Here is a 24,526-nt window from a genome sequence, read left to right as displayed (position 1 = left end):
TGACGACGGGCCGTCGTCGTGACCCGGCGACGGCCCTACGGGAGACGACATGAAGATCTATCAGCCCATGCTGTTCGTCGGTCTGGGCGGCACCGGCGGCAGAATCGGCGCCGAGCTGGAACGCGGCCTGCGCCGGGAGCTGTGCGGCCCCGACGGTACGAAACTGGTGTCGGACGGCCGGCGTGCCCCGTTCCAGCTTCCGGACTGCCTCCAGTTCGTGTACGCCGACTTCAGCGAGTCCGAGCTGAACCGGCTGCCGCATCTCAGCGCGAAGGGCACCGAGGCGGGGGCGTACGCGCGCACCGCGCGGGTGGTCCACGACCTGCTGCCGGCCAACTACGACAGCTCGCCCGAGGTGACCCGCATGCTGCGGGTCGCCCTGCACGACGAGACCCACGACTGGCTGCCGCCCCAGGACCGGCAGCCGCGCGTGGCGCCCCTGCACAACGGCGCGGGACAGCTCCCCACGGTGGGCCGTGCCGCGCTCTTCGCGACCCTGCGCAGCGGCCTGGAGCCGGTCCTGCGCCAGCTTCGCGCCGCCATCGGCACGATCTCCGGCTCGGCGGGCGATCTGCGGGAGATGGGGGGCCGGCAGATCCGCGGCTGCGACGTGTTCGTGGCGTTCTCCGTGGCGGGTGGTACCGGCGCGGGGATCTTCTACGACTTCCTCCACCTCATCGGACACGAGTTCCGTAAGTCCAAGGTGCCAGGGGTGAAGATCTATCCGCTGGTGGTCATGCCGTCCGCGTTCCCGCCGGAGGCGGGCGGCGGCCGGGAGGCGGAGCTGAACTCGGCCCGAGCGCTGGTGGACCTCTCCCGGCTGGTCGACGACCAGAACGTGCCCAACGCGCAGGCCGACTTCGGCGACGTCGAACAGCGCGGCACGCTCAGCGTCCGCTACCCGGGCGACGGCCACGTCGCGCTGCGCCCCTCGACCGTACAGACCGCGTTCCTCTTCAGCCGTCCCTCCGGCATCCGGCCCGAGGACCTGAGGCGGTCGATCACCGCCATGGTGCTGTCACTCATCGGCACGGAGCTGGGCGACGACACCGCCCAGGGGCGCGCGGAGGGCGATCACCAGTCGTTCGCCGCGGGGTTCGTCAACAAGAGCGTGGAGCGCTCCACCCCGTCCCGCTCCGGAATCGGCTACCGGGGCATGTCCACGAGCCTGGCCGCCTCCCTCACCGTCCCCGTCGACGACCTCGCGGAGATCGTGGCGGGACGGCTGCTGGCCCAGGCCGTACGCGGCATGGCCGAGGACGCCCGGCGCCCCGACGAGGACGGCACCCAGCTGGTCAGGGACCTCTTCGACCGGTCCGGCATCGGACGGCTCTGGACCCGTGAGGCGCCCGAGGTGCCCGCGCCCGACCCGCTGCCCAAGGGCAGCAAGGCGATCGCCCAGGCGCTGCGGGACCGGATCGGCGACATGGAGGACGGCCTCGGCCGCCTCGACCGGGAGCTGGACCGGGAGATTCCACGGCTGGTGGAGGACTTCAAGCCGGGCACCGGAGCCCGCGAACTGCTGGGCCTGCTCGGCCCGTTCCGGCTGGAGCGGGTGCTGTCCGGGCTGCCGGGGCACCCGCAGCGGCCGGCCGAGGCGGGTTTCGCCGGGATGCTGGACAACCGCAAGAACGACCCGGAGCGCCCCGAGGGCGTCGAGCCCTCCGCGCCGCCGATCCCCCGGATCAAGGGATCCGTCGCCGGCATGGTCCCGGCCCGCTGGGGCGACCCCGACGTGCAGGACGCGCTGGAGGAGCAGGACGCGTGGTACCGCTGGCGGGCCAACCGGCAGTGGCACCGTGGCTGGAAGGAGCACGAGTCCCGCTGGCGCCCGCCGCTGATGCGCTCCATGAAGGAGGTCACCGAGCTGGTCCGGGCGCTGCGCGCGCACGAGGAGGACGAGCGAAAGCTGTTCGCGGAGCGCCGCAAGGAGCTGTACCGCGACGACCGGACGGGCGTGTCGTACCTGCTGCCCCCGCAGAACAATCTCCGGGCCTTCTACGACGACGTCTTCGACCGGCTGGCCCAGCACGAGAGCCTGCCGGAGAACGGGGACGCGGCCGGGCTGCTGAGCAGGCTGGTCCAGCCCGAGGACTGGCAGCGAGCCCTGGACGCGGTACGCCGCTCCCCGCGCGCCGCGGTCAAGGAGGTCAAGCAGGTCGTGGAGCGGCGCGTCAAGGCGCTGTTCGGCGAGGCGAGCGTGCTCGACGACCGTCCCCTGCTGCCCTCCCTCGGCGTACTGCTGCGCGCGGCGGCGGGCGACGAGGACGCGGTGGCCACGGTCGACGACCGCTGGCTGGAGCAGTTCAGGTCGCAGCTCGCCGGGCTGCTGCCGGTCGGCTTCACCCCGGACGGCAGCGGCCCGCTCAAAGTGCTCATCGTGCACCCGCAGAGCGAGGCGGACGGGCGGGCCGCGCGCTACCTCCAGCAGGAGCTGAACCTGCCGAGGGATCCCGGCACCGCACCGGAGTTCCGGGCCGTGGAGGCGGAGTCCATCACGGTGGTGCTCTTCCGCAGCGGCATGAGTCTCACCGACGTCTCGGAGGTCCGGCACTCGCTGCGGCTGTGGGCGGAGGCGCGCGACGCGACCGGCGGGGACGACTTCCTGCACTGGAGACAGCGCCTCGGCTACCGCGACGACTGGCTGGCCAGTACGGAGGAGGACCGCCGGCGCATCCTGCACCGGCTCCTCTGCGCGATGTGGAACGACCGCGTCGACATCGAGGGGGACCCCGCCTCGCCCGATCTGATCCGTATCCGGCTCCAGGACGGCGACTCCGCGACGATGACGCTGCGGCTGGACTCCTTCGACGGAAACGTGTCGAGCTGGGCGGGGCTGCTGCGCGCGTACGAGCAGTGGGCCCTGCTGGACGAGGGGCAGATCATCGAGGACTTCTGCGACCGGCTGATGCGGACCCAGCCCACCGGCCTCTCGACCACGCCCGTCCCGCCCTCCCGCCTCTTCCGTAAGCTGGTCCACGAGGTGGCGCCCCGCCAACTGGCCCTGCTGAACGAGCTGTCGGGGCGATTCTCGGCGGAGGACGAGGAGTGGCTCGTACCGCTGCGGGACTTCTGGGAGCACACCTTCGCCGGCGCGCTCGACCTGCGCTTCCCGGGCGCGCAGCGGCCCATCAAGCCCACGCTGCGCGCGCTGGACCAGCGCCACACCCAGGGCCCGGACGCCGGCCGGGGGACCCCCGTCAGGGCCAACGGCCACCGCCGCGAGGAGGACCCGAGGATCGTCCGGCCGCGCCGCGAGGAGCCACCGCGCCGCGAGGAGCCGACCCGGCACGACGGTGACCCGCGGTACGACGACGTCCCGCGGTACGACGGTGACTCCAGGTACGACGACGCCCCGCGGTACGACGACAGGCGGAACGAGGCGCCGCGGTACGACGACCCGCCGTACGGGGAGCCTCGTCACGAACGGCCCCGACGCCCGGAATCCCGGCACGAGGAGCCGCGATACGAGGAGCCGCGGTACGAAGAGCCCGGAGATTCGCGGTACGAAGAGCCAGGAGACGACCAGCCCCGCTACGACGAGCCCCGCTACAAGGAGACCTCCCGCTACCGGGAGCGGGAGCGGGAGCCGAGGTCCGACGAGCGCGGGGGACCGGTGGACGCGGGGCGCGGGGCCGACCCGTGGGACGACGGCGAGTGGGGGGACGGCGCCCCCGACGACACCGACGACCCCGAGCGGAGCGATGCGGGACGGGGCGTGTCGCGCCGGCGCGATGACGGACAGGAGGGGACCCGGCTGTGATGACGGACCGACTCCAGGCCGGGGTGGTCTGCCTCGACCTGCGCCACCGCGGTGATCCGGCCGACGCCCCCGACGCCCTCCACGGCGAGGTGGACGACGCGCTGGCGCGCACGCGGCAGTCGGACGTACGGCGCTTCCTCGTCCTCGACGACGCCGCCGAACTCGTCGCGCACCAGCTCCTCTACGAGCGGCTCTACGCGTACGGACCGGCCCAGGTGCTCTGTCTGGCGCAGGGCGGCGGGGGCGACCGCGCCCTGCGCCGCCCGCACGCCCTGAGCCCGCCGTCCGCCGGGGTGCTGTGGATCCCCGACGTGTTCGCCGGCGCGGGCGGCAGGGACGGCGGGCCCGTACCGCTCCCCGAGGAGGCCGACGAGGCGCTGCGCCCCCTGGTCGAACTGCTGGCGGACGCCTTCCTCTTCGACACCGTGCTCGGTGAACTGGGTGAGGTGCTGCACAGCGTCGCGGTGCCCGCCGCCCAGGTTCTTGAGCACGACCTGACGGAGGAGGCCAGGACCCGCGCCTGGCGGCGGACGCTGGAGAACCTGGCGGGCCAGGACATCCCGGCGCCCGTCCTCGTCACCGAGGGCTCTCCGGGCGCGGTTGCGGTCACCCGGTCCGGCGCGCGTCCCGGGACGGCCTCGAACGGGCCGGGCTCCAGTGGGGGCGACTCCGTCCCCGCCGGGCTGGCCCGCTTCCTCGGCGACATGCCGGCCGGGACCCTGGCCGACGGCTCCTGCCTGGTGCCCGGCGGACCGGCCGAGGAGGCGCGGCGCGCCTGCGACCGGGCGTTACGCGACGCCGAGGACGGATACGAAGTGGTGCGCCGCCCCGCCTCCCTGTTCACCCCGCCGGCCCGCGCCGTGGATCTGCCCGAGCGGCTCGAAGCGCTCTCCGACGCCCTCGGCACGTACCGCGACACCGTCGCGGGTGCCCTCAGCGACGGCGGCGGCGACCGGCTGCGGCCCGATCAGCGGGCCCGTCTCCTCAAGCGCGGCATCCAACTGCCCGAACTCCCCGAGGCGCCCCGCGCCGACGTCGGCCCCGGCCTGCGTACGTACACCGAACGGCTGCTGGCGTACGGGCTGCCGCTGCGCTCCGTCGCCGCCCGGCTCGCCGCCCTCTCCGACCTGTCCGCCCCGGCGGGGAGCGCGGCGCGGCTGGCCCGGCTCGACGAGATCTGCCCCGGCCGCCGCGTGGCGGAGCTGGCCCTGCCACCTCCGTTCACGCTGCGGGGCTCACGCTTCGCCCACGCGGCGCCGGTGTTCCTGCTGGCGTTCGCCGCCGGCCTGTGGCCGCTGCTCGGCTGGGCGCTGGGCCCGTTGGCGGGCTTCGCCGCGGCGGCCCTGACCCTGCTCATGGTGCGGCGCAGGCCCAGCCGTTCCTACGACGGCCGGCTCGACGGCGGCGGCAGCACCCGCTCCGGGAGCCGGCTGGTCGCGGGCCTGGTGGGCGGCGGTGCCGGCGCGCTGACCGGGCAGTTCCTCGATCTGCCGCGCTGGGCGGGGACAGCAGGGCTGGTCGTGGCCCTCCTCGCGCTCGGGCTGCTCGTGGCCCGGGACTGGACGGCGGCCGTCGACGCGTGGTGGCGGGACACGGAGACGGAGTTCGCGGCGGACGCCCTCGACGCCGTCGACGCGCTGCTCGCCGAGACCGTGGTGCAGGACTGGCTCTTCGCCGAGGCCCGCTACCACTGCTCGGACGGGGCGCGCGCGGTCTCCCTGATGGTGCGGAGCCTCGCCGAGACGGTCGAGGATCGGCTGATGACCGCCGCGTCCCCGGCCGCCCGGGCCCGTACCGGACACGACCGCACCGGACACGACCGCCCCGGGCAGGACGGTTCCGGACAGGACCGTTCCGGACAGCAGCCGGGCGACGCCTGGAACTGGGACAGCTGGGGCGACAGTTCGGCCGACGACGGCTGGTCGGGCAGCCTGACGGGGACGGGACCGGCGGCCCCGCCGGAGCACGAACTCCCCGAGGACCCCTGGCAGCCCGCCGCACCGGCCGACCCGCCCTGGCTGGAGCGGGAGTGGGGCGACGGCGGTCCCGCCCTCGTCGACACGCTCCTCGACGACCTCGCCCACGGCGTCCGGGGGATCCTCGCCGGACGGTGGGCCGCCGTCGAACGAGACCCGGCCGAGGCGGGCCGGGTCTCCCTGCGCGCCCCGCTCCTCGACGTGCTCGACGAGGAGCACACCGTCCTGCGGCGCGACGGCGCCACCTCGGCGCCGCACTTCGCCCGCGACCCCGAACTGCGCCCAGGGGCAGCCGAATTGCTGGGGGTGGCCGCCGACCACGCGGCCCGGCTGGTCGCCACCGCCGACGGGACGGACGACGCGGTGCCGCTGTGCGCCGCCGAGGACCGCCGGATGCTCTCCAAGGACCCGGCGGGGGTACGGCAGGTCAGATTCGCCCCCGAGGCGATGCGCCGGGGCACCGAAGCGGACCCCGCGCAGGACGGCGGGGCCGGGGCGGGCGAGGACGTGGTGTGGACACCGGGCGGGCGGCACGCGGGCGTGCTGCGGCTCGTCCCGCTGCGCGGAGAGATCGTCAGGACCGTCCGGGCCGAGCAGGGGGACGCGCCATGATCACCGGCAACGACGGCACGAGGAAGGACCACGACCCCGCCACGGGCCACCCCGGCCGGGCGTCCCGCGACCACGGAGCCAACTCCGCCGGTAGCGGGGCCGGCGGAGGTTCGGGGGCGGACGCCGACTCCGTGGAGCTGGACTTCCTCACCCACAGCGGTGAGCCGGTCCGCTTCGCCGCCCGGCTCCACGCCGACCTCAGGACGCCCGGGGCCGCGCCGCTGCTGGCCCGTCCCGTCACCCTCGGCGAGGGGTGGCGCGTCCTCCAGTACCGGCTGCCGGTCGGCGCGCAGAGCGACCCCGCCGCGTACAGCGCGCTGGAGCGGCAGGTGAGCGCCGGGGTCGCGATGGAGCGGCGGTACGGCTCCGAGCGGTACGGCGAGGTCTTCACGCGCATGGTCGGCTTCGACCTGGAGGCGTCCGAGCCCTTCGTCCTCTACCGCGTTCCGGACGGTGAGCCGATCGCCCGCCGCCAGGGCATGCTCACGGTCGAGGAGCAGGGCAAGGTGATCGCGCAACTCGTCCTCGCCGTACGCCTGCTGGAGGAGGTGGGACTGGTCCACCGGGCCATCACCCCGTACACCGTCCGCTGGGACGGGACACATGTCCGGCTCGCCGAGCCGGGCGCGGCCCTCCGCGCCGACGAGCCCCGGGAGGCGTACGGCGCCGCGCCCTGGGCCTCGCCCGAACAGCGCGAGGGCACCGGCAGGGCCGACTCCAGGGACGACCTGTGGTCGGTTGCCCAGCTTGTCTACTTCCTGCTGTCCGGACGCCCAGGACCGGGCTCAGGACCCCCCGCCGACCTCGGGGAGTTCCGCAGGCTCGCGGCGCTCCACCAAGGCGGGGCGTTCGCCCCGCGCGCAGACCAGCGCCCCGCCGCGGTCGAGCTGATGCGGCTGCTGAACGTCCCCGACCCGCTCGCCCACGCACCCGGCGGCCCCGACGTACTCAGCAGGGCCCGCGCCGAGTTCGACGTCCAGCGCGCCAAGAAGCGCCAGGAGACCGGGCGGGACGACCCGCCGGAGGAGCCGGCCGAGGACCGCACGTACTACGAGTCGCCCCCACGCCGCACCCTGCGCTCCTGGCTGACCGGCACCGCCCCGGTCCCGCCGTCCCGCGCCGCCGAAGAAGCGCCACGCCCCGCGCAGCCGCTGCGCCGCCCCACGCTCTGCCCGCACTGCCTGCTCCCGGTCTCCTTCGACCAGAGCCGGCTCGTCACCCTCGACTCGAAGAAGGTGGCCAAGCCGCTGGACCTCAGCGAGGAGCGGCGCCCCATGCACTACCAGGACGCGCTGCGCCAGGCGTACCAGGCCTGCCCGCACGCCCCGGCGGGAGCGCCGCACTACCTGCCCGTCCCCTACCTCAACAGCGGCGAACCGCTCACCATCGCCCTCGTGGGCAGCTCCGCGGCGGGCAAGACCCATCTGCTCGCCGCGATGCTCGGCGAGATCGAGCAGGGCGGCCTCGAACCGTACGGACTGAAGTGTCTGCCCCTCAACCCGGACACCCACCGGGAGTTCCTCCAGGAACGGGTCCAGCGGCTGCACCGCGGAAAGGTGCTCGAATCCACCGGGCACGCCTCCTTCGCGCACTTCACCGACGGACTGCTGGTCACCGGAGCCGACGGCACCCGGCCCGTCGTCTTCTTCGACCTCGCGGGCGAGGACCTCGCGCAGAACGGCGAGGTGACCAGCTTCCTCATGGGCGTGGGCGCGTTCATCTTCGTCCTCGATCCGCTGCGCGCCCTGCGGCTGCCGTCGCTCGACCCGGTCCGCGCGCGCACCAGGCTCCAACAGCGCGACCTGGGCGACGAGGCGTTCACCACCGTCCTCAACCGGATCCCGCGGCTCGGCTCCTACATCGAGGCGCCCGCGGCCGTCGCCCTCAACAAGAGCGACCTGATCCGCTTCGACCCGTCCGCCGACCGCTGGCTGAGCCGAGCCCTGCCGGCCGAACTGGACGAGGAGACCCTGCGCGCGGAGAGCCGTGACGCCTACGCGTTCGTCGCCCACCACGGCAGCCCCGCCTGGCTGAAGCCGTTCGACGACTGCGCGCGCTGCACGCTCCACTTCGTGGCGGCGACCGGGGCGCAGGAACGCGGTGACGTCTACCCCCATGGCGTCAGACCGCGACGCGTCCTGGCACCGCTGTTGTCGATCTTCGCCATGTGCGGGCTCCTCCCCGGAGCGGAACTGAGAGAGGTGGGCACCTGATGGCCCTGATCGCCCGTCAGGAGGGTCCGGTGGACCAGATCGTCTTCCGCTGGGACACCGAGAACAGCCTCGGTACGACCGGATTCGGACCGGTGGCCTGGTCCTGCGACCGGGACACCGCCGAGACCCTGTTCAACAACGCCGCGCCGATGCTGCGCACCACAGCCTCGGAGACGGTCCCCGCCCTGGTCAGGCTGGAGCGGCGGGGGCAGGCGCTGCTCGTCCGCCGGGCCCCCGTGCTCGACCCCGACGGACACTCGGGCGCCGTGTGCCACGCGCTGTACGGGCCGACCAGGGCCCTCGACCCCGAGACCTGCCTCGGGCTGCACACCTGGGCGTGGGAGGGCGGCGGACTGCCGCTGGGCGAGGTCAGGGGAGCGCTGGAACAGGTGCGGGTGGTGGAGCTGCTGGCGTCGGCCGAGGACGGCCGGCACGCACTGCTCGCCGGGTTGGCGGAGCTGGCGGAGCCCCTGACCACGCTGGCCGCGGAGCTGCTCCGCCACCCGGGCCAGCGGTTCACGGTGCTGGACCGGCACGGCGGCGACGGCCCCTGCCGGATGCTGTGGGGGCTGTACGGCATCTTCAGCGGGGTGTTCCCCGAGGGATGGACGTTCGCGACGCATGACACGGTCGAGACCCCGGCGACCCGCTTCGTCTTCGTACGGCGCTGGCCGGGCCCGGCCCCGCAGTCCACCGAGCGGCTGCGTACGGATCCCGGGGAGCGGACCGACGACCGGGCCCAGGCACTGGCCGCCGGGCTGGTCGACCACTACCTGCGCCGCATCGGGCGGGGCGAGGGCGAGGAGTACGAGGTGGCCGCGGCGCTGGCGGCGGTCTCGGGCCCGCGACAGCCGGGCGCCCACGGCTCGCTCCTCGACTCGGCGGAGGAAGCGCTCGTACGGCTGACGGAACGGCAGCCGCGCGGGAGGGAACGGGACCCCAGGGAACGGGACCCGATGGAGCGGGACCCGATGGAGCGGGACCCGTACGAGGAGCGCCCGCCGTCCCCGCCACGGGTGCCGTACGACCGTCACCGCCCCGACCCGTACGAGGATTCGTACGGTGACCGGCGCGGCGACTACCCCGCCGACCGTTACGCGCCGTCCGGCCCCGACGACCGTCGTGCGGGGCGCCCCGCCCATGAGCCCCTGGGCCCGTCCCGTTACTCGTCGCACCCCGCGCCGTCGCCCGACCCGGCGCCGCCCGTACGTCAGGCGCCCGAGCCACGACGGCAGGGACGGCGGATGTTCCGGCCCGTTCCTCCGGAGTGGCCGGTCGCGCCGGAGTCGGCCGGGTTCTTCACGACCCGCCGGAAGATCACGGTCCAACTCGACCATCTCCTGGCCGTGCTGCACACCTTCCACGAGCCGAACGCCTCGTCGCGCAACGTCAGGGACGCCCTGCGCGGCAGTGGCAACAAGAGTCTGGTGGCCGCCATGGAGGAGGAGGGCCTGCACTACGCGGCGGTCACGGTCCTGGTGGAGGAGATCGCCACGCGGTACGGCGACTGGCCCAGGAACAGACGCCACGACCTGTGCCAGGCCGTGCTCAGGAGGGAGCTGTTCGTGGGCGACCGGCCGTGGCCGGCCGCCGTGGGCCTGCCGTCCCGCGAGACCCGCGCGGCCAACGCCGCCGCGCTGTACGGCTGGGCGGTCGGGCCGTTCGCGGGCCTGGACCCGGTGCGGGTCCGGCTCCTGGAACTGCTGCCCCGGCTGAGCTGCGACGCGGGCGGCGCGGGCCGGGCCGCGGTCGAACAGATCCTGGAGGGGGAGAAGGCGCCGGGACTGGGCAAGGAGGTCTGGCTGGCGATCGTCCGGGCCGGCTGGCGCGACGGCGGCCCCGCGCCGGCGGCGCCGGCTCCGGCACCGCCCACGCCGCCCGGTACCCCCGCGTTACCCACCCCGCGACCGCCGTACGGGACCGCCCCCGGATTCGGGGGCGGTCCCGCCACGGGATCCGCCACCACGGCCGGGCCCGGCCCCGGACCCGCCGCTCCGGCCGGGCCCGGCCCCGGACCCGCCACTCCGGCCGGGCCCGGCCCCGGACCCGCGTCCGGTCCCGCCCAGGGCCCGTCGGCGACCCCGTACCGGACTCCGACACCTCCACCTTCCCCACCACCATCGGCAGTACCGCCACCACCGCCACCACCGGCGCCCCCGCTCCCCCCACTCCCTCCGCGCCAGAAGGGCTCCCCGGGCGCCCCGGGAAGCGGCGGCGCTCCCCTGCTCCGCTCCCTCGCCCGCTTCTTCGGGATCGGGGCGGACGCCGCCTCGGACGGCGGCGGGCGCGAGTCCGGGCGGAGACCGTCGGACGGCAGGATCTTCGTGGCCGCCCTGGTTGTCCTGTTTGTCGTGATCGTGTCGTTTCTGGTGATAGAGATGTCCCGCTGATCACGCCAGGATGGGGGTATGGGATTCCATGTCGACTCCGAGACCGGGCGGCTGCGCCGCGTCATCCTGCACCGCCCCGACCTGGAGCTGAAGCGCCTCACCCCCGAGAACAAGGACGCGCTGCTCTTCGACGACGTGCTCTGGGTGCGCCGGGCCCAGGAGGAGCACGACGCGTTCGCGGCGGTCCTGCGTGACCGGGGGGTCCAGGTCCATCTCTTCGGGGATCTCCTCCGTGACTGCCTCGCCCTGCCCGAGGCGCGCCGTCTCGTCCTGGACCGGGTCTTCGACGAGAAGGAGTACGGTCCGCTCGCCACCGGCCACCTTCGGGAGATCTTCGACGGGCTGCCGACGCCCGAGCTGGTGGAGGCGCTGGTCGGCGGATTGACGAAGCGGGAGTTCCTGGAGCGGCACGAGGAGCCGACCTCGGTCCGGTTCCATGTGATGGCATTGGACGACTTCCTGCTCGACCCGCTGCCCAACCATCTCTTCACGCGCGACACTTCCGCCTGGATCTACGACGGCGTCTCCATCAATGCCATGCGCTGGCCGGCCCGGCAGCGCGAGACCGTGCACTTCGAGGCGATCTACCGGCACCACCCGCTCTTCGGGGTGGAGTCCGCCGGGGCGTTCCACCACTGGTCGGAGGGGCAGGACGACTACCCGTCCACCATCGAGGGCGGCGATGTCCTGGTCATCGGCGAGGGCGCCGTACTGATCGGGATGAGCGAGCGCACCACCCCGCAGGCGGTCGAGATGCTGGCCCGGGGGATGTTCGCGGCCGGTTCCGCCACCACGATCGTGGCGCTGGACATGCCCAAGCGGCGGGCGTTCATGCACCTCGACACGGTGATGACGATGGTCGACCGCGAGACGTTCACCCAGTACGCGGGGCTCGGCATGCTCCGCTCGTACACCATCGAACCGGGCGGCGACGGTACGGAGCTGAAGGTCACCGACCATCCGCCGGAGCACATGCACCGGGCGATCGCGGCGGCGCTGGGGCTGCCGCAGATCCGGGTGCTCACCGCGACCCAGGACGTGCACTCGGCGGCCCGTGAGCAGTGGGACGACGGCTGTAACGTGCTGGCCGTCGAGCCGGGGGTCGTGGTGGCCTACGAACGCAACGTCACCACCAACACCCATCTGCGCAAGCAGGGCATCCAGGTGATCGAGATCCCCGGCAGCGAGCTGGGCCGGGGCCGCGGCGGCCCGCGCTGCATGAGCTGCCCCGTCGAGCGGGACGCGGTCTAGTGCCCCTCCCGCACTAGCGTCCAGAGCCTCGCGCGTCAGTCTGTATAGCAATGCAGGTCATCGTATATAGTTCCAATCTCGGCTTATTTTCCCACTCATGATTCGCGCCCCAGGAGCAGCCACCATGGCCATACACCTCGAAGGCCGCCACTTCCTCAAGGAGCTGGACTTCACGGCCGAGGAGTTCCGCGGCCTGATCGATCTGGCCGCCGAGCTGAAGGCGGCGAAGAAGGCGGGCACCGAGGTGCGGCGGCTCGGCGGCCGGAACATCGCGCTGATCTTCGAGAAGTCCTCCACCCGCACGCGCTGCGCGTTCGAGGTGGCGGCGGCCGACCAGGGCGCGTCGACCACGTACATCGACCCGGCGGGCTCACACATCGGCTCGAAGGAGTCCGCGAAGGACACGGCCCGCGTCCTCGGCCGGATGTTCGACGGTATCGAGTACCGCGGGGTGGGTCAGGCGACGGTCGAGGAGCTGGCCGCGTACGCCGGGGTCCCCGTCTTCAACGGTCTGACGGACGACTGGCACCCCACGCAGATGCTCGCGGACGTGCTCACGATGACCGAGCACAGCCCCAAGCCGCTGCCGGAGATCGCCTACGCCTATCTCGGTGACGCCCGGTTCAACATGGGTAACTCGTATCTCGTCACCGGCGCCCTGCTCGGTATGGACGTACGGATCGTCGCGCCGCGCGCCTACTGGCCCGCCGACGAGATCCTGACCCTGGCCCGTGAGGCGGCCGAGGTCAGCGGTGCGCGGCTCACCCTCACCGAGAACGTCACCGAGGGGGTGGCCGGCGCGGACTTCGTGGTCACGGACGTCTGGGTGTCGATGGGGGAGCCCAAGGAGGTCTGGGACGAGCGGATCAAGGCGCTGGGCCCGTACGCGGTGACCATGGACGTGCTGCGCGCGACCGGCAATCCGGACGTGAAGTTCCTGCACTGCCTGCCCGCCTTCCACGACCTGGGAACGGCGGTCGGCCGGGAGATCCACGCCCGGCACGGGCTGACCGAGCTGGAGGTCACCGACGAGGTCTTCGAGTCGGCGCATTCGGTCGTCTTCGACGAGGCCGAGAATCGGATGCACACGATCAAGGCGGTGCTGGTCGCGACGCTGGCGAAGGACGAGGCCGGGAGCGTCGCGCTCTAGTCGCGCTCTAGACGGCGGGCAGGGTGAACCAGACCGCCTTGCCCTGGTCCGTGGTGCGGTGGCCGCAGGCCGAGCTGAGCGTGCTGATCAGCAGCAGGCCGCGGCCGTCCTCCTGCCAGGGGTCCGGCATGGACCCGGGGTGGGTCAGATTGCCCGGGGGCGCCGGGTCGCCGTCGTGGACCTCGACCTGACAGCCGGTCGGCAGCAGCTCCACGACCAGCTCGATGGGGTGGTCCCCGGTGGTGTGCTGGATGGCGTTGGCGACCAGTTCCGCCGTGAGCAGTTCCGCCGTCTCGCTGTGGGTGGGCTCGTCCAGGTGGGCCAGCGCCGAGCGGACCAGGGCACGCGCGAGCGGTACGGCTTCGGCGCTGTGCGGCAGCGTGACTCTCCAGGGAGAGGCATCGGCGGCTTCTGGCATGGGGGACGGTCCGATCGGGGCACGGTCGCGGCCGTGGTGGGGGGCGGGGGCGATGGGAGAAATCGCTGGCGCGTTCAACCATACGAAGGGTGAGCGGGTTGACAAGGGGCGGCGGCCTGCCGGACTTGGGACCTATGTCCTGTGCCGGGCGGGACCTTTGTCAGCCTACGGGAGGCATGTCGCGACCATGTCACAGGTCTATCGCGCCCTCGTGACGGCGGTCACGTACGAGTGATACCGTTCCGTGGCGAGCCTGTGACAAGGGCCGTACATCGGTGGTGGCAGCCACCGCGGCCCACGGCGCTCGCCGAAGGAGGCCGCTCCATGAGCCCGTTCTCCGGTTCCGCGCCCCGCACCCAGGACTGGCGCCATCTGCGGCTCGCGCGAGGTGACGACGGAGTCGCCACCGTCACCCTCGCCCGCCCCGAGAAGCTCAACGCGCTCACCTTCGGCGCCTACGCCGATCTGCGCGACCTCCTCGCCGAGCTGTCCCGGGAGCGTTCCGTACGGGCCCTGGTGCTGGCCGGTGAGGGGCGCGGCTTCTGCTCGGGGGGCGATGTCGACGAGATCATCGGCGCGACGCTCGGCATGGACACGGCACGGCTGCTCGACTTCAACCGGATGACCGGTCAGGTCGTCCGGGCGATCCGTGAGTGCCCCTTCCCGGTGATCGCCGCCGTGCACGGGGTGGCGGCCGGCGCGGGCGCCGTCCTCGCGCTCGCCGCCGACTTCCGGATCGCGGACCCCTCCGCCCGGTTCGTCTTTCTCTTCACCCGTGTCGGACTCTCCGGCGGCGACATGGGCGCGGCCTACTTACTGCCCCGCGTGGTCGGCCTCGGCCACGCGACCCGGCTGCTGATGCTCGGTGAACCCGTCCACGCGCCAGAGGCCGAACGGATCGGTCTGATCAGCGAGTTGACCGAGGACGGGCGGTCCGACGCGCGCGCCGCGGAGCTCGCGCGGCGGCTGGCCTCCGGCCCCTCGCTGGCGTACGCGCAGACCAAGGCGCTGCTCACCGCCGAACTGGACATGCCGCTCGCCGCGGCCGTCGAACTCGACGCCGCCACCCAGGCGTTGCTGATGCACGGCGAGGACTACGCCGAATTCCACGCCGCGTTCACCGAGCGGCGGCCCCCGAAGTGGCAGGGGAGCTGACGATGGCGGCAACGGCGGACCCCGGAAGGACCGACCCCGGAAGGACCGAGCGCGGAAGGACCGAGAGCGGAAGGATCGAGGGCGGAAGGACCGAGCCTGGAAGGACCGACCCCGGAAGGACCGAGCCCGGGAGAACCGGCCCCGGGATGACGGACTCCGGCGTACCGGTTCCGGCGGCGGGCACCGCGCACCGTGCCCTGCGGGTCGCCGTCATCGGCGGCGGGCCCGGCGGGCTGTACGCGGCGGCCCTGCTCAAACGGCTCGACCCCGCCCGCGAGATCACCGTCTGGGAACGGAGCGCCCCCGACGACACCTTCGGCTTCGGCGTCGTCCTCTCCGACGAGACCCTCGGCGGAATCGAGGACGCCGACCCCGTCGTGCACCGCGCGCTCCAGGCCGAGTTCGTCCGCTGGGACGCCATCGACATCGTGCACCGCGGCCGTACGCTCACCTCCCGCGGCCACGGCTTCGCGGCCCTCGGCCGGCGCCGGCTGCTGGAGATCCTGCACCAACGGTGCGCGTCCCTCGGCGTACGGCTCCTCTTCCGTACGGAGGCCCCGCCCGCCGAGCGACTGGCCGCCACCCACGACCTGGTGATCGCCGCGGACGGGGTGCACAGCCGTACCCGCGAGGCCCACGCCGATGTCTTCATCCCCACCGTCACCACCCACCGCTGCCGCTACATCTGGCTCGCCGCCGACTTCGCCTTCGACGCGTTCCGCTTCGAGACCGCCGAGACCCCGTACGGGGTGATGCAGCTGCACGGCTACCCCTACTCCCCGCGGCACAGCACCGTCATCGTCGAGATGCGCGAAGAGGTCTGGCGGGCCGCCGGCTTCGCCGCGCTGGACGAGCGGCAGTCCACCGAACGGTGCGCCCGGATCTTCGCGGACGCGCTCGGCGGACGACCGCTGCGCTCCCACGCCTCCGCCTGGACCGCGTTCCGTACCGTGACCAACGGCCGCTGGAGCCACGGCCGTACGGTACTGATCGGCGACGCGGCGCACACCGCCCACTTCTCCATCGGCTCCGGCACCAAGCTCGCCGTCGAGGACGCCCTCGCCCTCGCCGCCTGCGTCGAGGAGCGGCCCGACCTGCCTGCCGCGCTCGCCGCGTACGAGAACGAACGCCGCCCGGTCGTCGAGTCCACCCAGCGCGCGGCGGCGGCCAGTCTGCGCTGGTTCGAGGAACTCGCCACCTACACCGGCCAGCCGCCGCGCCGGTTCGCCTTCGGGCTGCTCACCCGCAGCCGCCGCGTCACCCATGACAACCTGCGGCTGCGCGACCCGGACTTCACCCGGGCCGTGGAGCGGGACTTCGGCTGTCCGCCCGGCACCCCGCCGATGTTCACGCCCTTCCGGCTGCGCGGACTGACCCTGCGCAACCGGATCGTCGTCTCGCCCATGGACATGTACGCCGCGCGCGACGGGATGCCCGGGGACTTCCACCTCGTCCACCTCGGTGCCCGCGCGCTCGGCGGCGCGGGGCTCGTCATGACCGAGATGGTGTGCGTCAGCCCCGTGGGCCGGATCACCCCCGGCTGCACCGGGCTCTACACCCGGGAGCAGGGCGAAGCCTGGCGCCGCGTCACCGACTTCGTCCACACGTCCTCGCCCGGCACCGCCATCGGCGTCCAGCTCGGCCACGCGGGCCGCAAGGGCTCCACCCGGCCGATGTGGGAGGGCATGGACGAGCCGCTGGTCACGGGCAACTGGCAGGTGTGGGCCGCCTCGCCGCTGCCGTACCGTCCCGGAGTCAGTCAGCTGCCGAAAGAACTGACCATTCGTCAACTCGACACGATACGCGAGCAGTTCGCGTCCGCAGCCCGGCGGGCCCGGCGCAGCGGCTTCGACCTGCTCGAACTCCACTGCGCCCACGGCTATCTGCTCTCCGGCTTCCTCTCCCCCCTGACCAACCGGCGGACCGACGCCTACGGCGGATCGCTGGCGGGCCGGCTGCGCTTCCCGCTCGAAGTCTTCGACGCGATCCGCGCGGACTGGCCCGACGACCTGCCCATGACGGTCCGGATCTCCGCCACCGACTGGGCGCCCGGCGGCACCACCGCCGAGGAGGCCGTCGAGATCGCCCGCGCCTTCACCGCGCACGGCGCCGACGCGATCGACGTCTCGACCGGCCAGGTCGTCGCCGACGAACGCCCGGAGTTCGGCCGCTCCTACCAGACGCCGTTCGCCGACCGGATACGCAACACCCTGCACGTCCCGGTGGTGGCGGTCGGCGCGATCTCTTCCTGGGACGATGTCAACTCGCTGCTCCTGGCGGGCCGTACGGACCTGTGCGCCCTCGCCCGACCCCATCTCCACGACCCGCAGTGGACCCTGCACGCGGCGGCGGCCCAGGGGTACGAGGGTCCGGGCGCGCCCTGGCCGCTTCCGTACCGGGCGGGCAGCCGCCCGCCGCCGGCCGGCCGCGCCGACGCGCCGAAGCCGCGGCTCACCCTGCGCTGACCGGCGGCGTCACGAACGCGAGGCCCGGGTCCCGGAGCCGCGCGTGCAGCCGGGCGAACACCTCGGCGGAACGTTCCCCCGGCCAGTCGTCCGGCAGGAGTTCGGCGGGCAGCCCCGGGTCCACGTACGGCAGATGCCGCCAGGAGTCCAGGGCCAGCAGATAGTCCCGGTAGGCGTCCCGCGGCGTGCCCCCGCCCGCCGCGGGGCCCGCGCCCTCCCAGCGGCGCAGCACCGGCTCGTGCGCGGCGAGGAACGCCTCGTGCCGGCCGGCGATCGCGGGCAGGTCCCACCAGCGCGCCACCGCCTCGGCGGTCGCGTCGAAGCCGAGGTGCCGGCCACTGAACAGGTCGACGTAAGAGTCGAGTTGGAGCCGTCGCAAGGTGTGGCTGGTCTCGTCGTGCAGCCGCCCCGGGGCGATCCAGACGCCGGGCGCGGCCGTGCCGAAGCCGAGCCTGCCCAGCCGGGAGCGGAGCAGATGGCGCTTGTGGCGCTCCGCCTCCGGGACGGTGAAGACCGCGAGCACCCAGCCGTCGGTGAGCAGCGGCGCGGGACGGGCGTAGATCCTGCGGTCCCCGTCGTCGAGGAGCTGGCGCGCCTCGCCCGACAGCAGATAGCCGGCCGCGCCCGCCGCCGTACGCGCCGGGACCAGCAGTCCGCGCCGCTTGAGCCGGGAGACCGCCGAGCGCGCCGAGGGCGCGTCCACGCCGACCGCGTCGAGCAGCCGGATCAGCTCCGCGACGGGGAGCGGCGCGCCGTCCGGGGCCCGGCCGTACGCGCCGTACAGGGTGACGATCAGGGATCGGGGGGTGTGCTGCTCTGCCACGTGATCACTTTAGGTGCCCTGCCTCCGGTCCGGTGGCCGGACCGGCGTCCGGACCGGAGGCCGGCGGGGCGTCCGGGGCCTGGGCGCGCAGCAGGTAGCGCTGGAGTTTGCCGGTGGCGGTACGGGGGAGCGCGTCCAGGAAGACGAAGACACGCGGGCACTTGTACGGCACCAGCCGGGCGGTGACGAACTCCCGCAGCGCGGCCGCCGTCACGCTCTCCCCGCCCGGCGCGGCGCCGTGCCGCAGGACGACGTACGCGGTGACGAGCTGGCCGCGCAGCGCGTCCGGACGGCCGACGACCGCCGCCTCCACCACATCGGGATGGGCCAGCAGGACCTCCTCGACCTGCGGGCCGGGGATGTTGTACCCCGCGGAGATGATCATGTCGTCGGCGCGGGCGACATAGCGGAAGTAGCCGTCGGGCTCGCGCACATACGTGTCGCCGGTCAGGTTCCAGCCGTCCCGCACATACTCCGACTGGCGCGGATCGGCGAGATACCGGCACCCCACCGGGCCCCGTACGGCCAGCAGCCCAGGCTCCCCGTCGGGCACCGGCGCCCCCGCCCCGTCCACCACGCGCGCCTGCCATCCGGGCACCGGCACGCCCGTCGTGCCGGGTCTGATCGCCTCGTCCGCCGCCGAGATGAAGATGTGGAGCAGCTCGGTCGCCCCGATGCCGTTGATGATGCGCACCCCGGTGCGCCGGTGCCAGGCGTGCCAGGTCGCGGCGGGAAGATTCTCACCGGCCGAGACACACCGCCGGAGACTGGACACGTCCGGCGCCCGCGATCCGGCCTCTTCGAGGACGTCGAGCATCACCCGGTACGCGGTCGGCGCGGTGAACAGGACCGACACCCCGTGCTCGCCGATCGCAGCCAACAGCCGCCTCGGCTGCGCCTGTTCGAGCAGCAGCGCACACGCCCCGGCCCGCATCGGGAAGATCACCAGACCGCCGAGACCGAAGGTGAAACCGAGCGGCGGGCTGCCCGCGAAGAGATCCCCGGGCCCGGGACGGAGCACCTCGCGCGAGAACGTGTCCGCCACCGCCAGCACATCGCGGTGGAAGTGCGCGCATCCCTTGGGCCGCCCCGTCGTCCCCGAGGTGAACGCGATCAGCGCCACATCGTCCGCCGCGGTCTCCACCGCCGCGTACCGCTCCGGCTTGGCGCTCGCCCGCCGCAGCAGGTCCTCCGGCCCGTCCCCGCCGTACGCCGTGATCCGCAGCCCCGGCACGCCCGCCCCGGTGAGATCCCCCAACACCCGTACGTCACACAGGGCGTGGCGGATCCGGGCGATCTCGCACATGGTCGTGAGCTCGGGCGCCCGGTGCTGCGCCAGGACCGTCACGGCCACCGCGCCCGCCTTCAGCACCGCGAGCCAGCACGCCGCCAGCCAGGTCGTCGTGGGCCCGCGTAACAGCACCCGGTTGCCGGGCACCACCCCCAGGTCCTCCGTGAGCACATGGGCGATCCGGTCGACGTGGCCGCGCAGTTCACCGTACGACCAGACCTCGCCCACCGCGGTACGGAAGACGGGGCGGTCGGGGCCGAACCGCTCGGCCGTGCGATCCAGTAACTCCACCGCGCAGTTGAGGCGTTCGGGAGGAGGTGCCCCGCGCGGGAGCGGCAGGAGCCGGGGCCACTGCTCCACCGGCGGCAGATGGTCGCGCGGGAAGGTGTCGACGTGCGCGGAGTGTGTCAGCTCCATCGTTCGCCCCCTGACGGTGTGTGGGGTCGCTCATCGAGCGTATCGTGAACTTGACGACAGTCAACGGTCCGACATAGACGTGCTGGAAGTGGGGCCCGGATGCCCGTATTCTCGCTCGATCCGGTACAGACCGCGTGGTGCGCGGAGCTGCGCACCCTGGCCGCGCGGCGGCTGCGCCCGCTCGCCGACGGGGGCGACCCCGGCCGGGTGAACCGCCCCCTTCTCGTGGAGCTGGGCCGACTGGGCCTGCTGGAGCGGGTGTTCACCTCCTCCGCGCTGGACCTCTGTCTGCTCAGGGAATCCCTCGCCCAGGGGTGCACGGAGGCCGAGACGGCGCTCGCGCTCCAGGGGCTCGGCACCTGCCCCGTCGTCCTGACCGGTACGGAGTCCCAGCGCGCCCGGTGGCTGCCGGAGGTATCCGCGGGGCGCGCGGTCGCCGCGTTCGCGCTGAGCGAGCCGGGCGCGGGGTCGGACGCGGCGGCGCTCACCCTGCGCGCCGAGCCGGACGGCCACGGCTGGCGGCTGACCGGGGAGAAGCGCTGGATCTCCAACGCGCCCGAGGCGGACTTCTACACGGTCTTCGCCCGGACGTCCGAGGGGGCGGCCCCGGATCCGGACCCAAACCCTGCCCCGGAACCGGTCCGGGACCCGGACCGTGCCCCGGATCCGTCCCCGGTCCGGGGTCCGGCCACGCGCTCGCGCCCCGGTTCGCGGGGGGTGACGGCGTTCCTCGTCCCCGCCGGCCGCCCGGGGCTGACCGGGTCCCCCATCGAGATGCTCTCCCCGCACCCCGTCGGCGCCCTCGTCTTCGACGCGGTGCCCGTGACCCGCGAGGACGTCCTCGGCGAGGTGGGCCGGGGCTTCCGTACCGCGATGACCACCCTCAACCGGTTCCGGCCCAGTGTCGGCGCGTTCGCCGTCGGCATGGCGCAGGCGGCGCTGGACGCGACGCTGGAACACACCGCCACGCGCGCCGCGTTCGGCGGCCCGCTCAAGGACCTCCAGAGCGTCGCGCACCAGGTCGCGGAGATGGCGACCAGGACCGAGGCGGCGCGGCTGCTGGTGTACGCGGCGGCCTGCGCGTACGACACCGGCGCCCCGGAGGTGCCCGCGCGCTCGGCGATGGCGAAGCTGTACGCCACGGAGGCCGCGCAGTACGTCGTCGACGCGGCCGTCCAGCTTCATGGCGCCCGCGCGCTCCAGCGCGGCCACCCGCTGGAACACCTCTACCGGGAGGTTCGCGCGCCACGGATCTACGAGGGCGCGACCGAGGTCCAGCGCACGATCATCGCGAAGGAGCTGTACGGATGAGCCCGGAGCGCGTCAACCCCGCCGGGCTCGCGCCCGCCACCGGCTTCTCGCACGCCGTGGTCGCCACCGGCGGCCGGCTCGTCCTGCTGGCCGGGCAGACCGCTCTCGACGCCGACGGGAAGATCGTCGGTGACGCTCTGCCCGAGCAGTTCGCCACCGCCCTCGGCAATCTGCTGACCGCCCTCGCGGCGGCCGGCGGCGCGCCGGGCGATCTGGCCCGGGTCACCGTCTACGCCACCGATGTCGCGGAGTACCGCGCGCACGCGGCGGAACTCGGCCGGATCTGGCGCGGGCTGGCGGGCCGCGACTACCCGGCGATGGCGGTGGTCGGCGTCGTACGCCTGTGGGACGAGCGGGCCTTGGTGGAACTGGACGGCATCGCGGTCCTGCCCTGAGCGGCCCGCAGCCCCTGACCGGAACGTTTCTGCCGTTCCGCTTCCGGTTCCGGTTCCGGTCAGGGAGTGCCCGGCCCTGCGTCACGAGGTGATCGGCTTGGTCTTCGTGCAGTTGGTGAACGGCACCCACGGGCGCCCGCCACCGCTCTGCGGGCCCGTCGCGTAGGTCGGGTTCCCGGTGATCTTCTGATTGCGCTCCTCGTGCGTGATGTCGATGCCGAAGAGCTTGAACCCGAGGTTGAACTGCCCGGCGGAGACACCGAATCCGATGCCGAGCGAGGCGTTCCACCAGTCGGTGTTGGCCTCGTAGTCCAGCCGCGTCAGCTTCCCCTTGTCGTGCAGCAGCCGTTCGATCGGGCCCGCGTCGTCGGTCAGCGGCTCGGCCGCCGAGGTGGGGGAGGGGATCGACCCGGTGGCCGGGTTGTCGCCGCGCCCGCGCAGCCAGTCCTCCACGGCCGTGCTGTCCGCGTCGTTGTCGAGCTTGACCTCGGCCGACTCGGTGTGGATGTTCGACTTGATGTTGCCGCCCCCGCCGCCGACGTCGATCGTCACCGGACCGGCGTTGGCGCCCCCGCCGACCTGGATGCCCGGGCCGTCCCCGTTCTCCTGGCTGGACGTGATCACCAGCTTCTCGGGGTGGTGCGGCTGCTTGTCCTTCTCCTCCTGGTCGTAGGCGGCCGCGTCGTACGTGATGGCCACCTGCTGCATCCGGCTGCCCTTGGCCTGCGCGACCGCGCCGACCGTGCCGTTGAGGGAGAAGGTGTAGATGAAGGTGATCTTCCCGGCGTCGGGCCCGGTCTTGGCGCGCAGCACCACCACGTCCTTGCTCATCGCCCCGGCCAGTCCGTCGGCGGAGACATTGCCGACGTCCTTGGTGTCCTTGGCCCCGGCGATGACACTCTTGCTCTGGGCCTCCTTGACGAGCTTGTCCAGCGCCTCGCCCTTCACCTTCGGGTTGTTCTTGGCCACATCCTTGGCGATGGTGTCCTTGAGGGCCTTGACCGCCTTGTCGTCCTTGGCGAACGTCTTGCCGAAACTCACCCCGCCGGCCAGCTCCGTGGTGGTCTTGGTGATGTCTACGTCCGGCGCCTTCTCCGGGTCGATGTCCGGCTTCTTCTTGTTGGCGTGGTAGCCGCATATCGCGCCCAGTTCGGAGGAACGGGCCCCGGCCGGACGGCTGTTGCACTTCTCCGACGCCTTGAGGTACTCGGCGAACTGCTTGGCGTCCGCGAGGTTCGCCTCCAGGTCGGCCTGTGGGTCGTCACTCTTGTTCCCGTTGAACAGCCACTGTCCGCCGCTGCCGCTGCCCTTCGTGTAACTGCCGCTCAGCGCGGCGCCGCCGCCCCAGTCCTTCAGCCCCGGGATGCCCGCGTCGATGCTCGCCGTGACGCCGCCCCCGACCTCGGTGACGCGCTCCAGGGTGACGGTGCCGTCCGACCACTGCTTGACCTTGACCTGCTCCGAGCTGCTGATCTTGATGAAGAGGATCTGCACCACGACCGTGGTCTTGGTCGAGTCCTCGGCGATCAGGCACTTCGCGGGCTGGAACGGGTCGTTCTCGGGGACGACCGGATCGTCGCCGTCGCCGTCCCCGTCATCCCCGTTCTCGCCGTCCCCGTCGTCGCCGTCCGCGGTGGTGGTCCGCTCACAGGACTCGGCCCCGCCCCACGGATTCATGGCACGGCACGCCGCGTACTGAAGTCCCGCGTTCTCGGCCCGGGACAGGGCGGTGACCGAGATGCCCCCGATGAGCAGGACCACCACACCGAGCAGGGCGAGGTACTCGATCCCCGTCTGGCCCCTGCTGTCGCGAGGGAAGGGGGACGGCGCACCTCCCGGACGTCCGCCGTGCCCGTGCTTCTCCCGCACGGGCACGGGCCCGTGCTCCCCGCGCACCCCATGGGAACGCCTCATCCGTACTCCTCACCCGTGCCGTCGCCGTTCCCCCCGAGCGCGGGAAGCCTAGAGATGAACGTGGGCCCAACGGCAGGGTCCAAGGGCCCAGTTCAGGGCCCAGGTACAGACCTATGGCGGGGTGTCGCGTGGGCCCCCGGGATGTCGGTGTGTTTGCCGGCGGCCCGCGGGACGCGCGGGGGAATTTCTCGGATTCGAGCACCGGGTGAATGAACCGGCCGGTCTTTCCCACCGTCTTCAGAGCCGATCCGGGGGTTTGACCAATCTTTACTCCATCATTGGGGGAGAGTTGCACAGAAGCACACGCCGAGCGGGCGCGGCCATGGTCGCCGCGCTGCTCACGGCGGGACTGACGACAGGCGCCGCGGCGGCCGGCCGGGACACGGCGGGGAACACCGCCGGCGACACCGCCGCCATCCAGGCCTTCGAGGCCAAGGCGCGCCAGGCACAGGGCAGTTCGTCCGCGGTCACCCTCATCACCGGGGACCGGGTGCAGGTGGACGCGAAGGGCCGGGTGACCCGCGTCGAGCCCGCGGCGGGCCGCGAGGACATCCGGATATCCGTCAGGCGCGTCGGCGACGCCACCTATGTCATACCGTCCGACGCGGCGAAGCTGGTCGCCGAGGGCAGGCTGGACCGGCGGCTGTTCAATGTGACGGGGCTGATCAGGGACAAGTACGACGACGCGCACCGCTCGACGCTGCCGCTGATCGTCTCGTACGCGCAGGACACGCAGGACAGGGCGCGGGCGAAGTCGGCCATCTCGGCCGCGGACGTCTCGGTACGGCGGAACCTCCCCGCCGTCAAGGGCGAGGCGCTGACCGCGCCCAAGGACGATTCCGCCGAGGTCTGGGGGGCCTTCACGGCACCCACCGAGGGCCGCGGCGAGGACCGTACGGTGGCGACGGGGATCGCCCGGGTGTGGCTGGACGGCAAGCGCAAGGCGAGCCTCGACAAGAGCGTCAAGCAGATCGGCGCGCCC

At 73.1% G+C, this 24,526-nt stretch carries 14 protein-coding genes and 1 pseudogene; 11 read left to right on the top strand and 4 right to left on the bottom strand.

All coding sequences use genetic code 11. From position 1 onward, the window contains the following. The first annotated feature begins 49 nt into the window (after window positions 1-49). The 6 genes from AB0P17_RS10470 (at window position 50) to argF (ending at window position 13,355) form a co-directional block, all read left to right on the top strand. Complete coding sequence (locus AB0P17_RS10470) at window positions 50-3,763, top strand: tubulin-like doman-containing protein (protein ID WP_365809487.1); 3,714 nt, start codon at window positions 50-52, stop codon at window positions 3,761-3,763. Then, window positions 3,763-6,351: a hypothetical protein gene (locus AB0P17_RS10465; protein ID WP_365809485.1), complete on the top strand. Its 2,589-nt coding sequence runs from the start codon at window positions 3,763-3,765 to the stop codon at window positions 6,349-6,351. The genes AB0P17_RS10470 and AB0P17_RS10465 overlap by 1 nt, the downstream gene beginning before the upstream one ends. Then, window positions 6,348-8,564 carry a hypothetical protein gene (locus AB0P17_RS10460; RefSeq protein WP_365809483.1) on the top strand — a complete coding sequence of 739 codons (2,217 nt, stop codon included), beginning with the start codon at window positions 6,348-6,350 and terminating at the stop codon, window positions 8,562-8,564. The genes AB0P17_RS10465 and AB0P17_RS10460 overlap by 4 nt, the downstream gene beginning before the upstream one ends. Continuing rightward, on the top strand, window positions 8,564-10,954 hold the full coding sequence (locus tag AB0P17_RS10455) for a hypothetical protein (RefSeq protein ID WP_365809482.1): 2,391 nt from the start codon (window positions 8,564-8,566) through the stop codon (window positions 10,952-10,954). The genes AB0P17_RS10460 and AB0P17_RS10455 overlap by 1 nt, the downstream gene beginning before the upstream one ends. 18 nt (window positions 10,955-10,972) lie before the next feature. Continuing rightward, window positions 10,973-12,205, top strand: coding sequence for an arginine deiminase (locus AB0P17_RS10450; protein WP_365809480.1), 1,233 nt, complete (start codon window positions 10,973-10,975; stop codon window positions 12,203-12,205). A 124-nt stretch (window positions 12,206-12,329) separates the two neighbouring features. Beyond that, window positions 12,330-13,355: an ornithine carbamoyltransferase gene (gene argF, locus AB0P17_RS10445; protein WP_365809478.1), complete on the top strand. Its 1,026-nt coding sequence runs from the start codon at window positions 12,330-12,332 to the stop codon at window positions 13,353-13,355. 7 nt (window positions 13,356-13,362) lie between these two features. Here argF and AB0P17_RS10440 read toward each other — a convergent pair whose 3' ends face one another. Next, a complete protein-coding gene (locus AB0P17_RS10440) occupies window positions 13,363-13,773 on the bottom strand; it encodes an ATP-binding protein (protein ID WP_365809476.1) in 411 nt (136 codons plus the stop codon). 324 nt (window positions 13,774-14,097) lie between these two features. Here AB0P17_RS10440 and AB0P17_RS10435 point away from each other — a divergent pair, with 324 nt between their 5' ends. Beyond that, complete coding sequence (locus AB0P17_RS10435; protein ID WP_365809474.1) at window positions 14,098-14,928, top strand: enoyl-CoA hydratase family protein; 831 nt, start codon at window positions 14,098-14,100, stop codon at window positions 14,926-14,928. Window positions 14,929-15,074: 146 nt separating this feature from the next. After that, window positions 15,075-17,393: a bifunctional salicylyl-CoA 5-hydroxylase/oxidoreductase gene (locus AB0P17_RS10430; protein ID WP_365809472.1), complete on the top strand. Its 2,319-nt coding sequence runs from the start codon at window positions 15,075-15,077 to the stop codon at window positions 17,391-17,393. Here AB0P17_RS10430 and AB0P17_RS10425 read toward each other — a convergent pair. Together AB0P17_RS10425 and AB0P17_RS10420 are read right to left on the bottom strand one after the other, a co-directional pair. Next, the gene (locus AB0P17_RS10425; RefSeq protein ID WP_365809470.1) at window positions 17,380-18,216 is read right to left on the bottom strand and encodes a PaaX family transcriptional regulator C-terminal domain-containing protein; all 837 of its coding nucleotides are present in this window, start codon (window positions 18,214-18,216) and stop codon (window positions 17,380-17,382) included. The genes AB0P17_RS10430 and AB0P17_RS10425 overlap by 14 nt on opposite strands. 4 nt (window positions 18,217-18,220) lie before the next feature. Beyond that, complete coding sequence (locus AB0P17_RS10420) at window positions 18,221-19,924, bottom strand: AMP-binding protein (protein ID WP_365809468.1); 1,704 nt, start codon at window positions 19,922-19,924, stop codon at window positions 18,221-18,223. Between the two features lie 99 nt (window positions 19,925-20,023). On the opposite strand from AB0P17_RS10420, the gene AB0P17_RS10415 reads away from it, so the two are divergent. Together AB0P17_RS10415 and AB0P17_RS10410 are read left to right on the top strand one after the other, a co-directional pair. Next, complete coding sequence (locus AB0P17_RS10415) at window positions 20,024-21,235, top strand: acyl-CoA dehydrogenase family protein (RefSeq protein ID WP_365809466.1); 1,212 nt, start codon at window positions 20,024-20,026, stop codon at window positions 21,233-21,235. Next, window positions 21,232-21,630, top strand: a complete 399-nt coding sequence (locus AB0P17_RS10410; RefSeq protein ID WP_365809464.1) for a RidA family protein — start codon at window positions 21,232-21,234, stop codon at window positions 21,628-21,630. The genes AB0P17_RS10415 and AB0P17_RS10410 overlap by 4 nt, the downstream gene beginning before the upstream one ends. Window positions 21,631-21,711: 81 nt before the next feature. Here AB0P17_RS10410 and AB0P17_RS10405 read toward each other — a convergent pair whose 3' ends face one another. After that, a complete protein-coding gene (locus AB0P17_RS10405; RefSeq protein ID WP_365809462.1) occupies window positions 21,712-23,544 on the bottom strand; it encodes a hypothetical protein in 1,833 nt (610 codons plus the stop codon). Window positions 23,545-23,833: 289 nt separating this feature from the next. Between AB0P17_RS10405 and AB0P17_RS10400 the strand changes: the two are divergent. Beyond that, window positions 23,834-24,526, top strand: a pseudogene (locus tag AB0P17_RS10400) (peptidase); the annotation flags it as partial.

The organism is Streptomyces sp. NPDC088124 (assembly GCF_040685895.1).
In the GTDB taxonomy this organism is placed as follows: domain Bacteria; phylum Actinomycetota; class Actinomycetes; order Streptomycetales; family Streptomycetaceae; genus Streptomyces.
This window is presented reverse-complemented; position numbering and strand designations above follow the sequence as displayed.

What these genes read in the sequence shown, in the direction of transcription:
- AB0P17_RS10470 (WP_365809487.1), top strand. Translation starts at nt 50, where the DNA reads ATGAAGATCTATCAGCCCATGCTGTTCGTCGGTCTGGGCGGCACCGGC.
- AB0P17_RS10465 (WP_365809485.1), top strand. Translation starts at nt 3,763, where the DNA reads ATGACGGACCGACTCCAGGCCGGGGTGGTCTGCCTCGACCTGCGCCAC.
- AB0P17_RS10460 (WP_365809483.1), top strand. Translation starts at nt 6,348, where the DNA reads ATGATCACCGGCAACGACGGCACGAGGAAGGACCACGACCCCGCCACG.
- AB0P17_RS10455 (WP_365809482.1), top strand. Translation starts at nt 8,564, where the DNA reads ATGGCCCTGATCGCCCGTCAGGAGGGTCCGGTGGACCAGATCGTCTTC.
- AB0P17_RS10450 (WP_365809480.1), top strand. Translation starts at nt 10,973, where the DNA reads ATGGGATTCCATGTCGACTCCGAGACCGGGCGGCTGCGCCGCGTCATC.
- argF (WP_365809478.1), top strand. Translation starts at nt 12,330, where the DNA reads ATGGCCATACACCTCGAAGGCCGCCACTTCCTCAAGGAGCTGGACTTC.
- AB0P17_RS10440 (WP_365809476.1), bottom strand. Translation starts at nt 13,773, where the DNA reads ATGCCAGAAGCCGCCGATGCCTCTCCCTGGAGAGTCACGCTGCCGCAC.
- AB0P17_RS10435 (WP_365809474.1), top strand. Translation starts at nt 14,098, where the DNA reads ATGAGCCCGTTCTCCGGTTCCGCGCCCCGCACCCAGGACTGGCGCCAT.
- AB0P17_RS10430 (WP_365809472.1), top strand. Translation starts at nt 15,075, where the DNA reads ATGACGGACTCCGGCGTACCGGTTCCGGCGGCGGGCACCGCGCACCGT.
- AB0P17_RS10420 (WP_365809468.1), bottom strand. Translation starts at nt 19,924, where the DNA reads ATGGAGCTGACACACTCCGCGCACGTCGACACCTTCCCGCGCGACCAT.
- AB0P17_RS10415 (WP_365809466.1), top strand. Translation starts at nt 20,024, where the DNA reads ATGCCCGTATTCTCGCTCGATCCGGTACAGACCGCGTGGTGCGCGGAG.
- AB0P17_RS10410 (WP_365809464.1), top strand. Translation starts at nt 21,232, where the DNA reads ATGAGCCCGGAGCGCGTCAACCCCGCCGGGCTCGCGCCCGCCACCGGC.
- AB0P17_RS10405 (WP_365809462.1), bottom strand. Translation starts at nt 23,544, where the DNA reads ATGAGGCGTTCCCATGGGGTGCGCGGGGAGCACGGGCCCGTGCCCGTG.